Source organism: Neorhizobium galegae (genome assembly GCF_021391675.1).
GTDB classification, from domain to species: Bacteria; Pseudomonadota; Alphaproteobacteria; order Rhizobiales; family Rhizobiaceae; genus Neorhizobium; species Neorhizobium galegae_B.
This window is the reverse complement of the sequence record NZ_CP090095.1, coordinates 4289646-4303667: the sequence shown is the minus strand read 5'-3', so window position 1 is coordinate 4303667 and position 14022 is coordinate 4289646. Positions and strand designations below refer to the sequence as shown.

Below are 14022 nucleotides of genomic sequence, written 5' to 3'. Positions count from 1 at the left end.
GCGAAAACGCGACAGATGGCCCCGAAGCGGCAAAAATTTCAGTCTCTGCCGCCGCCAATGCCCGGCTGCCCAACATGCTGATTTCACATAAAAACATGAGTACCGTTATCATATTATAAGATGTTCTTTGGATCCATTCCAAATCATTGATGTTGCGCCGCTTTTTAGGGGACGCTAAACGCGGTGCCGTTGGTCGGGCAGGTTTCGGCCTTGAGGTTACGGACTTGGACATCAGCCTTATCGAGCAGTTGCAGCAGACCGAGGAGGGGAAGCTGCAGCGGTTCTTTCTTCGGCGCCTGCGCAACAGGGAGGATGCGGCGGACGCGACACAGGAGACTTTTCTGCGGCTGCTGACGGCATCGCCGAAGGAGGATCTGCGCAATCCGCATGCCTATCTTTTCCAGGTCGCCCGGTCCGTCGCTCATGGCATCACCGCCCGGTTGATGCGCGACAGCGCGCTCTTCGCAGAAGAGATGGACCAGACGCAGGTTGCCGACGAGGCGCCAAGCCCGGAACGCGTGGTCGCCGCCCGCCAGCAGCTCGGACTTCTGATCGAGACGATTTCCTCCCTGCCGCCCAAATGCCGGGTCGTGTTCGTGCTCAGCCGGCTCGAAGGGCTTTCCAACGGAGAGATCGCGGAGAGGCTCGGGATCTCCCGAAACATGGTTGAAAAACACATCATCCGTGCACTCATGGCTTGCCGTCAGGCCCGACTTGCGGCATTGCCTCCCGCCGGGGGAGATTGCATATGACTAATGTTTCAGACAAGGCGCGTGAGGATGCCATTGCGGAGGAGGCGGCAGGCTGGGTCGCGCGGCTCGGCTCCCGCGATGCGACCGATGCCGATCGCCGCCGCTTCGAATTCTGGAAAATGCGGGATCCGGCTCACGCGGCTGCCTTTGAAGAGATGAGCTCTCTCTGGGGCGATCTCGCCGCTGTGCCGAAAACGGTCGCGCCGCGAAGGCGCCGGGTGATCGGGGGTGGCGTTGCCGCCCTGCTTCTGATGGGCTGTCTTGGCATCATCGCCAACGAGACCGGCCTCATCGCCCGGTATCGTTCGGATTTCTACACGCCGGTCGGCGTCATCCAGCGCATCGACCTCGATGACGGGTCGGTGGTGACGCTCAACACCGATAGCGCGATCAAGGTGCGATATGGCCAGACCGAGCGCCGGATCGTGGTCCTGCGCGGCGAAGCCTTTTTCGATGTCACCCCGAACCCGGCACGGCCTTTCGTCGTCAGCGGCGACGAAACCCAGGCGATCGCGCTCGGCACCCATTATGCGGTGCGGGTCGGCGAGCGCGACGAGGTGATGGTCGACGAGGGGCAGGTGGCGGTGACCGCCGGCTCCCAGCGCGCTGTGCTCGAAACCGGCGGCACCGCGCATCTCGGCGCCGATGGCCGCCTGGCAACCGGCTCCGGCGATGTCGCCGATCTGACGAGTTGGCGCAGCGGCAAGCTGGTCTTCTCCGGCCGGCCGCTCGGTGAGGTGCTCGACCAGATCGGCCGTTACCAGCGGGGCCGCATCATGGTGCTCGACGACCAGGCCTCGCAGTTGCGGGTCAGCGGCGTCTTTGCCGTGAACGATGTCGACCAGGCTTTCGCGGCTCTGCAGGAGAGCCTGCCGATCCGTGTCATCCGGGTTTCCGACTGGATCACGCTGGTCCGTTCGCGCTGAAGACATGCTCATCCGAAAAATTGAGTATTAAAATCATCTTTTTTTTTAAAAGCCGACGTCAGGAGTTGAAGCCTCCTTTCACTCATAACCACCAGGGGCCGCGATGAGAGCGGTCACGAAGTTTGAGTGCAGGGGGTCTAAATGAGTTTGAGGGGACCGCTTTTTTCGCGGCATGTCCGGATCGCGCTTGGTTGCGCATCATGGCTGGGCGGCATGGCTCCGGCCATCGCACAGCAGCCGGCGCAAGGCGTCCAGTCGCAGCAGGTCGCCGTTTCCATTCCCGCCGGGCCGCTTGAGAACGCACTTCTCGCGCTCGGCCGCCAGACCGACCTGCGTCTCGTCTATCGCAGCGAAATCACCGCCGGAAAGACCACGGGCGGCGTGACCGGTTCGCTGACGCCGTCTGCCGCCCTGTCGCGGCTGCTCTCCGGCACCGGCGTTTCCTTCCGGTCAAGCGGTGGCAATACGGTGACGCTCGAGGCTGCAGCTGCGGGTTCGGCGGCCAGCCCGCCGGATGGGTCGGATGATACGACGCTCGCGCCGATCGTGCTTCGCGACGGGGATAGCGACGGCGTGGATGCGCCTTACGAGACGGCGGGCTCGACGAGCTATATCACCGCCGAGCAGATCGAGCGGTTCCGCGGTTCCAGCGCCGGCGATGTATTCAAGAACGTGCCGGGCGTCATTTCGGCCAGCAATCACAGCAGCGGCTCAGTCAATGTCAACATCCGGGGCTTGCAGGGCCAGAACCGCGTTCGGGTCGCGATCGACGGTACGCAGCAGACGACGACCACCTGGCGCGGTTACGGCGGCGTCGATGACCGCACCTATATCGATCCGGACCTGATCGGCGGCGTCGGCATTTCCAAGGGACCGACGGGCGGCGCGGTGGGCGCCGGCGTCAATGGCGGCGTGGTCGAGATCACCACGCTGAAAGCCAAGGATATCGTCGAGGACGGCAGGCAATATGGCGGCCGCATCAAGATCGGTGCCCAGGACAACACGACAAGGGATTTTACGGTCAATTCCTACGACCAGCAGACCGATTCGGCCGAATTCCTCGATTTCACCAATGGCTCGGGCAGCTTTGCGCTCGGTACGGTGCAGGACAATTTCGATTTCGTCATCGCCGGTGCCCGCCGCTATCGTGGCAACTATTTCGCCGGCAAGCACGGCAAGAATTACTACGAGTTCCAGGGCCGCAATCAATTCCTCTCGCTCACCAAGCAGGGTGAAGAGGTCTTCAATTCGTCCAACGAATCCACCTCGTTTCTCGCCAAGGGTACGCTTCGCTTCGATGACGACCAGAGCCTGGAACTGGGCTATATCCGCTATGAAAGCCAGTTCGGCCAGATCATGACCTCACTTCTGACCTCGGGCGACAACACATTCCGGCAGGCGCCGCTATCCGATGTCACGACCGACACGTTCACCAGCCGTTATCGGTACAATCCCAGCGACCTGATCGATCTCAAGGTTAATGCCTGGCTGAGCATCGTCGACCAGAACTCCATGTCGACGGGTTTCGGTATTTATCTTCCGCAATTCAACATCAAACCGGGTGACGATCCCCGCTACGCCATGACCCATACCTGGGGCGGCGACATTTCGAACACGAGCCTGCTCGACACGGAATACGGGCCCTTCAAGGCCAATTACGGTGTGTCCTACCTGCTCGAGGATATCGATTCCCGGCGCTACTACAGCCGCAGTCAGTCAAACAGCCCAGGGGTCAAGATGGATCCCAGTATGGGCAACCGGTCGATCGCCAGCGTGTTTACCGACGGCCAGTGGGAGGCGACAGACTGGCTGACCCTCAATGCCGGGCTGCGCTATGACGGTTACTGGATGAACGACAAGGGTATCGAATCCAGGACCGGCATCCGCCACAAGGAAGGCGGCCGGTTCAACCCGTCCGTCAGTGCCATCGTAGAACCAATCGAAGGACTGCAGTTCTATGCGCTTTATGCCGAAGGCATGCGCCCCCCGACCATGCGCGAAACCATGGGCAATGACGGTAACGTCATCCAGAACCCCTATCTGAAGCCCGAGGTCTCGAAGAACTGGGAAATCGGCATCAATTACAGCAAGGATGGCCTGTTGCTCGCGGACGACGCGCTGCGTCTCAAGCTGTCCTATTTCAACAACAACTACACCGACTATATTTCCCGCGTGCCCTCCAATGCGGGGCCGGGGCAGCCGGTCTTCACCTTCGATAATCTCAGGAGCACCCGGTTCTCAGGTATCGAAATCTCCGGCTCCTACGAGGCCGGCCCGTTCTTCAGCGAAGGATCGGTGACAAAGTATCTGAGCTATGAGTTCTGCCGCACCCTTTCCACCTGCTCGGACACGACCGTGTCGATGGACTATGCCGCCAACCATATGCCGCCCGAAATCATGGCGAGCCTGACGCTCGGCATGCGCCTGTTCGACGACAGGCTGAGTTTTGGCACCCGCTTCACGCATGGCGGCGCGCGCCTGTCGCCGGTCACGCAGGAAGCCCGGATGTATACGGGCATGTGGATTCCCTATACGACCGTCGATGCGTTCGCCACCTACAAGATCACCGACCACTTGACGTTCGATCTCCAGGCGGAGAACTTGACGGATCGATTTTACGTGGATGCGCTCGACGGGTTCACGCCCGCTCCCGGCCGAACAATCCGAGCGTTCCTGACGGCTAAATTCTAAAGCATATAAGTATCTGGACATTGCACGCATGCAGATCGAACTTCAAACATCCTCCATCCAAACCCGGATCCAGCGCCTCAAAGCCCTGACCGATGCCACCCATGAGCGCCTCGACAAGCGCATCATGGCGGCCGATCCCTTCGCCAGCCGCGAGCGTTACGCGCTGTTCCTCGCCGTGCAGCATCATTTTCATGCCGATGTCGACCCGCTCTATCTCGATCCGCGGCTCAACGGCCTCGTCCCCGATCTTCCGAGCCGCGTCCGGCTTGAAGCGCTGCGGCAGGATATCGCCGATGTGACCGGCAGCGAGCCGCCCGTCCTCACCGCCGGGACGGTTGATCTGGGTATCCCGGCCGCACTCGGCTGGCTCTACGTCGCCGAAGGCTCGAATCTCGGCGCCGCCTTCCTCCTGAAGCAGGCGGCCAGGCTCGGCCTGTCCGAAGAATTCGGCGCCCGCCACCTCGCCGGCCACCCCGCCGGCCGTGGCCTGCATTGGCGCACCTTCGTCGCCGCTTTCAACGGGTTCGACATGTCGGAGGCGGAGGAAGCGGACATGGCCGAAGGCGCCAAGGCGGCGTTCCGGCGGGTGCATGCGCTGGTGGATGAGTTTTTCGTGTGATGGGGATGCGTGGATCCTCGGGTCAAGCCCGAGGATGACGGCGTTGGGTGTTTTCAGCGGGTGGCAAACTCGGGGTAAGGTCTGGGGTTAGTTCAATTTAGGGCCTATCCCTCACTCAACGACGAACGTCTGTCCGCGCCGACTATTGTTTTTTGGCACCCTCCGTCCTTTCCATTCGTCATCCTCGGGCTTGACCCGAGGATCCAGGGGCGGCGTATTCCAGCGCGCATGGCTGGTTCTCCCTCCCTGCCTGCCGACCACCGTCGCACAGAGGAAGCCCCCCACTGGTAATTCCCTGCCTTTTCCGCCATATACACCCCGATACGCGGGCAAATGGCCCGGAATGGATTGGCGTCATGACGGAACTGGTGGAATTCGCGCGGATGAACGGGCTTGGCAACAAGATCCTGGTCGTCGACATGCGCGGACGCACTGACAAGGTGACGCCGCAGGCTGCTATCGCGCTGAACGCCGATGCGGCCACGCAGTTCGACCAGATCATGGCGATCCACGATCCGAAGGCTCTAGGCACCGATGCCTGGATCGACATCCTCAATTCCGACGGTACGATGGCGCAGGCCTGCGGCAACGGCACGCGTTGCGTGGTGCAGGCGCTGAGCGCCGAGACCGGCCGCAAGACCTTTACCTTCCAGACCGTCGCCGGCATCCTCAACGCCGTCGAGCATGAGGACGGTACGATTTCGGTCGACATGGGCAAGCCGGTGTTCGAGTGGGACCGCATTCCGCTTGCCGAGGAATTTTTCGATACCAGCCGGATCGAGCTGCAGATCGGCCCGATCGACGCGCCGATCCTGCATTCGCCATCTGCGATGTCGATGGGCAATCCGCATGCCATCTTCTGGGTCGACCGCGATCCGATGAGCTTCGATCTCGAACGGTTCGGCCCGCTGCTGGAAAACCATCCGATGTTTCCGGAAAAGGCCAATATCACGCTGGCGCAGGTCACGTCGAAGTCGTCGCTGCGCACCCGTACCTGGGAGCGCGGCGCGGGCCTGACGCTTGCCTGCGGTTCGGCCGCCTGTGCCGCTGCCGTCTCCGCCGCCCGCACCGGGCGCACCGGGCGCACGGTGACGATCGACGTCGCCTCCAGCCCGGTCCGCCAGCCGCTTGTCATCGAGTGGCGCGGTGACGATCATGTCGTCATGACCGGGCCCGCCGAATGGGAATGGTCCGGCAGGGTCGATCCGCAGAACGGCAGTTTTACGCGTGACGCTGATGCTGATCAAAGGGGCGCGCCGGAGGCCCAATCTTCTCATGAGAACGAGCCGGAGGCTCGGGTCAATTGAGCGGCGTCGAGGTCATCACCTTCGGCTGTCGACTCAATACCTATGAATCGGAAGTGATGCGGGCGGAGGCCGAAAAGGCCGGGCTCAACAACGCCATCCTCGTCAATACCTGCGCCGTCACCGGCGAGGCCGTGCGCCAGGCCCGCCAGGCGATCCGTCGGGCGCGGCGCGAAAACCCGCATGCCCGGATCATCGTCACCGGCTGCGCCGCCCAGACGGAAAAAGAGACCTTTGCCGAGATGGCCGAAGTCGATGCCGTGCTCGGCAACGAGGAGAAGCTTAAAAGTGCCTCCTACCGGGCGCTGCCGGATTTCGGCGTCTCGGCGGAAGAGAAACTGCGCGTCAACGACATCATGAGCGTGCGCGCCACCGCGCCGCAGATGGTAAAGCATATCGACGGCCACGTGCGCGCCTTCATCCAGGTGCAGAACGGCTGCGACCACCGCTGCACCTTCTGCATCATCCCTTATGGCCGCGGCAATTCCCGCTCGGTGCCGATGGGCGCCGTGGTCGATCAGGCCCGGCGGCTCACCGAAAGCGGTTATCGCGAGATCGTGCTGACCGGCGTCGATGCCACCAGTTATGGCGCCGATCTCCCCGGCCAGCCGTCGCTCGGGCTTCTCGCCAAGACGCTGCTCAAACAGGTGCCGGAAATCCTGCGCCTGCGCCTGTCCTCGATCGACAGTATCGAGGCGGACAAACATCTCTGGGACCTGATCGCCGACGAGCCGCGGTTCATGCCGCATCTGCACCTGTCGCTGCAGCATGGCGACGACATGATCCTCAAGCGGATGAAGCGCCGCCATTCGCGCGCCGAGGCGCTCGCTTTCACCGAACAGGCGCGGCGGCTGCGGCCCGATATCGCCTTCGGGGCGGATATGATCGCCGGTTTCCCGACCGAGACCGAAGAGATGTTCGAGAATGCCGCGACGCTCTCGGAAGAGGCCGGCATCTCCTTCCTGCACGTCTTCCCTTATAGCCCGCGCTCTGGAACGCCGGCGGCCCGCATGCCGCAGGTCGATCGGGCGCTGGTCAAGGACCGGGCGGCGCGGCTGCGGGCGCGGGGCGAGGTGCTGCATCGCGTCCATCTCGACCGCATGGTCGGCACCGAGCAGGCGATCATCGTCGAGAATAACGGCATGGCGCATACGGAAAACTTTTCGCTGGTGGCAGTGCCGCGCCTTGTTCCCCGCGACTTCAAGCGCGTTATGATTACCGGCCATAACGGCAAACATCTGGAAATGCAGGTCACGTCCGCCCTTGTCCCGTCTCGGGCGGCGTAACCGGAACAGGTTCTCATGGCATTGAGCTTCATCAAACGTGTCTTCACCTTCGGCAAGCCTGTCGAGGAGCCGACGCCCGATGCGGTGAAGCCGGAAGACCTGGCCGCCATCCAGGCGGAACTGGAGCCGAAGTCGCGCGACGAAGACCTGCCGGTTTCGCCGGTCGATCCGGTGGCGCCGACGGAGATCGAGACGGCCGGTGGGCCTGTCGCGGATGTGGCGGTTGAGGATGTTGAGCCGAAGGCGGCCGAAGAGGATGAGCTGGCGCTGCTTTCCGGGGTCGAAGCCGTATCCGATATCGGCATGGTGCCATTGTCGCTGTTGCAGGCGGAGGCCGAGGCCGAGGCAGTTGAAGAGGGCGCGGCATCTCCGGAGGCACCCCCCTCTGCCCTGCCGGGCATCTCCCCCACAAGGGGGGAGATTACGGATGCGCTGTCGGCGCCAGCATCGGACGACAGTACAACAGGCTCGGCTGAAGTTTTGGGGCAAGGCGCGGGCCACGATTCGATCCCCCCCCCTTGTGGGGGAGATGCCCGGCAGGACAGAGGGGGGGTGCTTCTTCAGACGAAGCGGTCCCCGCTGTCGCTCCAAGTGAAGCGTCCCGCCCCGAACCCCCCCTCCCCAAGGGCTTCTCCACCTCCCGCCCGGAACCCACGCCCGAACCCGTCGCCATCCAGCCGAAACTCACCTGGTTCCAGCGCCTGCGCGCCGGCCTCGCGCGCACGTCGTCGCAGCTCACCGGCCAGATCAGCGCCCTTTTCACCAAGCGCAAGCTGGACGAGGAAACGCTGGAACAGCTCGAAGACCTGCTGATCCAGGCCGATCTCGGGGTCGAGACCGCCATGCGCGTTACCGGCGCGCTCTCCTCCGAGCGTTACGGCAAGGACGTGACCGGCGAGGACGTGTCGCGGATCATGGCCGAGGAGATCACCAGGGTTTTAAGCCCGGTCGCCAAACCGCTGGCGCTCGACCTCAATCACAAGCCGCATGTCATCCTCGTCGTCGGCGTCAACGGCACCGGCAAGACCACGACGATCGGCAAGCTCGCCGCAAAACTCTCCGGCTCCGGCCTCAAGGTCATGCTCGCCGCCGGCGACACATTTCGCGCGGCGGCCATCGAACAGCTGAAGATCTGGGCCGATCGCACCGGCTCGAGCTTCATCGGCACCAAGCTCGGCGCCGATGCGGCGGGGCTTGCCTATGATGCCTACGAACAGGCCCGCGCCAACAAGAGCGACGTGCTGATCATCGATACGGCCGGCCGGCTGCAGAACCGCACGGAGCTGATGGCCGAGCTCGAAAAGATCGTCCGCGTGCTCGGCAAGCTTGATCCCGACGCGCCGCATACGGTGCTGCAGACGCTCGACGCGACGACCGGCCAGAATGCCATGAACCAGGTCGAGATTTTCCGGAACGTTGCGGGGGTCAGCGGGCTTATCATGACGAAGCTCGACGGCACGGCGCGGGGCGGCATTCTCGTGGCGATCGCCGCCAAGCACAAGCTGCCGGTCTATTTCATCGGTGTCGGCGAGGGTGTCGACGATCTTGAACCCTTCGAGGCGCAGGATTTTGCGCGCGCCATTGCCGGGATTGCCCATTGATGCCACAAATCTGCCTTGGCACTCGCGCAGGGCCAAGGCAGGACGAAGCAGGTTTGACCAATATATGAAATTCGAAAGCGATACGACGCCCACCGCCGCCGACCGGCACCATCCGATGCTGAAGCTCTCGCTTGAGCTCGGGCCGCTGCTCGTCTTCTTCTTCGCCAATCTGCGCGGAGAATGGCTTGCCGCGACCTTTCCGTGGCTTTCGGTGCTCGGCGGCCCGCTGTTCATCGCCAGCGGCCTGTTCATGCTCGCGACCGTCATATCGCTCGTCGTCTCGAAGATCGTTCTCGGGCATCTGCCTATGATGCCCTTCATTTCCGGCATCGTTGTCCTCGTTTTCGGCGGGCTGGGCATCTGGCTGCAGGACGAGCTTTTCTTCAAGATGAAGCCGACCATCATCAACACGCTGTTCGGTGTCGTGCTGCTCGGCGGACTGCTGTTCGGCAAATCGCTTCTCGGCTATGTGTTCAATGCGGCCTTCCAGCTCGATGATGCCGGCTGGCGCAAGCTGACCATCCGCTGGGGCGTGTTCTTCCTGTTCCTTGCCGTCCTCAACGAGATCGTCTGGCGCGGCGCCAACGCCTATTATCTGCCCGACGCCAAGGCGGCGGATAACTTCTGGGTGGCCTTCAAGGTCTGGGGTACGATGCCGATCACGCTGATCTTCACGATGACGCAGATGCCGCTGATCATGCGCCATACGATCCAGGAGCCGGCAGGCAACGCCGAGGCCGAAAAGTGACCGCGGCGGAATTCTCCCCATCGAGTTCGTCCTCCAAGCGCTGGCTTCTCGCTGCGCTCATCCTCTTTCTGCTCCAGATCGCCATCCTCTACGCGATGGGCCGCATTCCGATCTGCGAATGCGGTTATGTGAAGCTCTGGGAAGGCGGGGTGAATACCAGCGGCAATTCTCAGCACCTCTCCGACTGGTACACGCCGTCGCATATCATCCACGGCTTCCTCTTCTACGGTCTCGGCTGGCTGATCCTGCGCCGCGCGCCGCTGACCGCCCGGCTGTCGCTGGCGGTGCTGATCGAGGCTGCGTGGGAGATTGCCGAAAATTCCCCACTGATCATCGACCGCTACCGCACCGCGACCATGGCGCTCGGCTATACCGGCGACAGCATCCTCAATTCGGCGATGGACACGGTGTTCATGGTGCTCGGCTTCTTCGCCGCCTCGCGCCTGCCGGTCTGGCTGACGGTCGCCATCGCCATCTTCTTCGAGCTGGCGACCGGCTACATCATCCGCGACAACCTGACGCTCAACGTGCTGATGCTCGTCTGGCCGGTCGATGCGGTGCGTGTCTGGCAGGGCGGCTTGTAGTTGCGGCTGCGGGCGAGGGGAAAAAGACCCCTCCCGGCCTGCCGGCCACCCTCCCCACAAGGGGGAGGGAGACCAAGCCGCGATGCTCGTGTCAAACCATAGACCTCGATTGTTGGCTCAAGATCCCCGCCTGATCGAAGATATGACTACTCTCACTATTGAAGACATCCCTACTCACGATGGGGAACTGTGAGCGCGCGGCATATATCCCTCTCCCTTGTGGGGAGGGTGGCCGGCAGGCCGGGAGGGGTCTTTGCCGGGGACGGTTTTACCTGCTCATGAAAAATCCGCCCAACCTCATCAACCCCTTACCCGTATTGATTTCCCCCGTCCGTCCCCGCCTATCCGAAACCATCCCACAATCACCCCCGTCATCGGATGGGAAATCGGGTTCGCGAACCGGCATCCTCCTTAAGGGTTCTCGGACCCCGGTTTCCGGTGATGGTTGCCAAGGCGGGTGACGAGGGCTCGGAAATCCTCTTCAAGTCGCAAAGAAGCAGCCGGGGCAGGCACAAACCACCTACCTCCCACATACCCGATACCGCCTGCCCCATTCCCAAAACAAAACCGCGCCGGAGTGACGTCCGGCGCGGCCAAAAGTGCTTGCGTTGGAGCGCCAATCCTCGAAGCTTCCGGACGCCAAAATGATACAGCTTTGATCCATCTTTGCGATTGCCGGTCAAGTTTTCTTAACGACAAGCCGCTAGATTTCGTCGCCAGCACCGGACGTTTTGGGGAACGCTTTCGTGCGGGGGTCTTATGGAATCGCACGATCATTTTGCCTATCTGCTGCCGTTCATCTTTTTCGTGTTCGGCTGTACGTTCCTCTTTCTAGAGCGCTGGGGATCTGCGCCGTCCCGCTACTGGGGGGTCGGATACATAGTCGCAGCGCTTGGGTTTGCCTCGCCGCTCATCTTGGCCGGTTTGCCGGTCCCGGTTCAGGCGATTGTCGCAAACACCTTCTTCCTGGCCGCGTTCTTTTCCTTGGGCCACGCCATTCTCACCCGCTTCGGCCGGCCGCTTCTCACTGCCGGGCGGCTTATATTCTGTGCTGCCGCATTCCTCTGCATTTCCTACATGGTCCTGGTGGAGCACGATCTGCGAGGAGAGCTGGCCGTCAGCGACATAGCCTGCTCGATCCTGCTGATCATCCCGCTATGGCAGGTCCGCCGCCATATCCGGCGGCCGATCGACCGGCTGCTCGGGGCCCTGGTCGGCCTGGTGATCGCCGACAATCTCGTCAGGGTGTCGGCCCTCTTGATCCTCACGTCATCCGGGACCTATGCGTCGCTCGATGACTTCTTTGCCTCGGAATACGCCTTCTTCATGCAGATGAGTGCGAGCATCATCGGCTTCCTGCTGGCGCTGACGGTTCTGGGAACCGTCATGCTGGATGTCGTATGGCAGCATCGCCATGCGGCCGAGCATGACCCGCTGACCGATCTTCTGAACCGCCGCGGTTTCGAGCGGGCGATCCCGGATTTCCGCAGGGAGAGTTTTCCCTCGGGCGCCGTCCTCATCTGCGATATCGACCATTTCAAACTGGTCAACGATCGCTTCGGCCATGCGGTCGGGGATATGGTGATCGTCGGTCTGGCCGCTGCGCTTCGCGACGGGCTGCCGTCCGATGCCCTGGTGGCACGTTTCGGCGGCGAGGAATTCGTGGCCTTCCTGCCGGGCGTCACGCTTGCGGAGACCGGTAAGCTCTGCAATGCGATCCGGCTGGCCTTTGCCACGCGCGACTGGCGGGAGAATGGCGTCACCCAGCAGATCACCGCAAGTTTCGGCGTGTCCTCGACCGCCCGCGGCGATCACTCGATGCATGATGCGATCGGGCGGGCCGATGCCTGTCTGTATGCGGCGAAATCCGCCGGCCGCAACCAGGTTGTGATGGAAGGCCAGCAGGCAGCACATGCGCCGACGCAGCTGCGGGTCGTCTCCGCCGCGAACCTTCGTGCCTGATCAGCCTTTCGCGGACGCCTTTTCGATCGCCGGCATGAGGTCCTGCGTGAGGCTGCGCTCGTCGAAGGGGCCGACCTTCTTGTAGAGGATCGTACCGTCAGGCGCGACCAGGTAACTTTCCGGAATGCCGTAGACGCCCCAGTCGATCGCCGCCTTGCCGTTCGGATCGACGCCGATCGCCTTGTAGGGGTTGCCGAGTTCGCCGAGGAAACGCAGAGCGTTGTCGTTGCGGTCCTTGTAGTTGATGCCGACGATGGTGAGCCGGCTGTCGTTCGCCAGTTCCTTCAAGATCGGGTGCTCCTGGCGGCAGGGCACGCACCAGGAGGCGAAGACGTTGACCAGCGTCAGCTTGCCGCCGATAGCCGCAGTCGTCAGCGCCGCGGTGTTCGAGCCTTCCAGCGGCGGCAGCGCCAGCGATGGCGCCTTCTTGCCGATCAGGGCGGAGGGGATGGCCGAGACATCGCGGCCGTTGACGTCCTGGTCGTAGAGCATCTTGCCAGCGACCGCCGCAAAGCCGAGAAAAATCGCCAGCGGGATCAGCGGCAGCGCATAACGCGCCAGGCTTTTGCGCGCGGCGGGCTGATTTTCGGTCTCGATGCTCATGCCGCGTCACCTTTCGGTTGGGCGGAACGGCGGCGGATGCCGGAGGCCTCGAGCTCGGCCAGTTCCTGTCTGCGGGCGCGGCCGTCGAGCCAGGTCCAGGCGACCAGACAGAGGATGACGATGGCCGAAACGGCATAGGACATGGCGATGTAGAAGGTATGGCTCATGGTCTCACGCTTCCCGTCCGGCCAAACGCGCGGCCATCCGCCGCTGGGCGGCGACGCGGCGGCGCCAGATCTCGTTGCGCATTGCCATCACATGCAGGGTGAAGAAGAGCATGGTGAAGGCGATCGCCATGACCAGCAGCGGCCAGAGGAATTCCCGGTCGATGGTCGGGCCGCCCATGCGGATGACGCTGGCCGGCTGGTGCAGCGTGTTCCACCAGTCGACAGAGAACTTGATGATCGGGATGTTGACGAAGCCGACGAGGATCAGCACGGCGGAGACGCGGGCTGCTCGCGACGGATCGTCCATGGCGCGGTTGAGCGCGATCAGGCCCAGATACATGAGGAACAGGACGAAGACCGAGGTCAGCCGCGCGTCCCACACCCACCATGTGCCCCACATCGGCCTTCCCCAGAGCGAGCCGGTGGCGAGCGCGATCAGCGTGAAGGCGGCGCCGAGCGGGGCTGCCGCCTTGTGCGACACGTCGGCCAGCGGGTGGCGCCAGACCAGCGTGCCGATCGCCGAAACGGCCATGACCGTGTAGCACATCATCGACAGCCAGGCGGCTGGCACATGCACGTACATGATACGCACCGTCGCGCCCTGCTGGTAGTCGCCTTCCGTCGTGAAGCTCAGATAGAGCCCGATCGCGAAGAGGATCGCAGTCGCCGCCGCCATCCACGGCAGGATGCGGGCCGCCAGCGCCAGGAATCGCGTCGGGTTGGCCAGCTCGGTGAATTTGCTGATGGCAAGGCTGTCGGTCATGGGCACTTTCTAATAT

At 62.8% G+C, this 14022-nt stretch carries 12 protein-coding genes and 1 pseudogene; 10 read left to right on the top strand and 3 right to left on the bottom strand.

Annotated features, from left to right (window positions below; translation table 11 throughout):
- The first annotated feature begins 149 nt into the window (after positions 1-149).
- The 10 genes and pseudogenes from LZK81_RS21215 to LZK81_RS21170 all read left to right on the top strand — a co-directional run bounded on the left by LZK81_RS21215 (position 150) and on the right by LZK81_RS21170 (position 12473).
- Entirely contained in the window at positions 150-752 is a 603-nt protein-coding gene (locus tag LZK81_RS21215; RefSeq protein ID WP_233954572.1) for an RNA polymerase sigma factor, read from the top strand.
- On the top strand, positions 749-1678 hold the full coding sequence (locus LZK81_RS21210) for a FecR family protein (protein ID WP_046626351.1): 930 nt from the start codon (positions 749-751) through the stop codon (positions 1676-1678). The genes LZK81_RS21215 and LZK81_RS21210 overlap by 4 nt, the downstream gene beginning before the upstream one ends.
- Positions 1679-1819: 141 nt before the next feature.
- Positions 1820-4369: a TonB-dependent receptor gene (locus tag LZK81_RS21205; RefSeq protein ID WP_233954571.1), complete on the top strand. Its 2550-nt coding sequence runs from the start codon at positions 1820-1822 to the stop codon at positions 4367-4369.
- Between the two features lie 28 nt (positions 4370-4397).
- Entirely contained in the window at positions 4398-4988 is a 591-nt protein-coding gene (locus LZK81_RS21200) for a biliverdin-producing heme oxygenase (RefSeq protein ID WP_233954570.1), read from the top strand.
- 356 nt (positions 4989-5344) lie between these two features.
- Complete coding sequence (gene dapF, locus LZK81_RS21195; protein ID WP_233954569.1) at positions 5345-6295, top strand: diaminopimelate epimerase; 951 nt, start codon at positions 5345-5347, stop codon at positions 6293-6295.
- On the top strand, positions 6292-7578 hold the full coding sequence (mtaB, locus tag LZK81_RS21190) for a tRNA (N(6)-L-threonylcarbamoyladenosine(37)-C(2))-methylthiotransferase MtaB (RefSeq protein WP_233954568.1): 1287 nt from the start codon (positions 6292-6294) through the stop codon (positions 7576-7578). The genes dapF and mtaB overlap by 4 nt, the downstream gene beginning before the upstream one ends.
- A gap of 15 nt (positions 7579-7593) precedes the next feature.
- Positions 7594-9179 (top strand): annotated as a pseudogene (ftsY, locus tag LZK81_RS21185) (signal recognition particle-docking protein FtsY).
- A gap of 64 nt (positions 9180-9243) precedes the next feature.
- Complete coding sequence (locus LZK81_RS21180; RefSeq protein ID WP_046612237.1) at positions 9244-9927, top strand: septation protein A; 684 nt, start codon at positions 9244-9246, stop codon at positions 9925-9927.
- Positions 9928-9986: 59 nt separating this feature from the next.
- Positions 9987-10511, top strand: coding sequence for a DUF2585 domain-containing protein (locus LZK81_RS21175; protein WP_233956647.1), 525 nt, complete (start codon positions 9987-9989; stop codon positions 10509-10511).
- A 759-nt stretch (positions 10512-11270) separates the two neighbouring features.
- On the top strand, positions 11271-12473 hold the full coding sequence (locus LZK81_RS21170; protein ID WP_233954566.1) for a sensor domain-containing diguanylate cyclase: 1203 nt from the start codon (positions 11271-11273) through the stop codon (positions 12471-12473).
- Here the strand turns inward: LZK81_RS21170 and LZK81_RS21165 are convergent, their stop codons facing one another.
- From LZK81_RS21165 to LZK81_RS21155, 3 genes are read right to left on the bottom strand one after another with little or no spacing between them, the layout of a single operon-like run.
- Entirely contained in the window at positions 12474-13076 is a 603-nt protein-coding gene (locus LZK81_RS21165) for a DsbE family thiol:disulfide interchange protein (protein ID WP_046610582.1), read from the bottom strand. It lies immediately after the preceding gene.
- On the bottom strand, positions 13073-13243 hold the full coding sequence (gene ccmD / locus LZK81_RS21160) for a heme exporter protein CcmD (protein WP_233954565.1): 171 nt from the start codon (positions 13241-13243) through the stop codon (positions 13073-13075). The genes LZK81_RS21165 and ccmD overlap by 4 nt, the downstream gene beginning before the upstream one ends.
- Before the next feature lie 4 nt (positions 13244-13247).
- Positions 13248-14006, bottom strand: coding sequence for a heme ABC transporter permease (locus LZK81_RS21155; protein ID WP_233954564.1), 759 nt, complete (start codon positions 14004-14006; stop codon positions 13248-13250).
- Between the last annotated feature and the right edge of the window lie 16 nt (positions 14007-14022).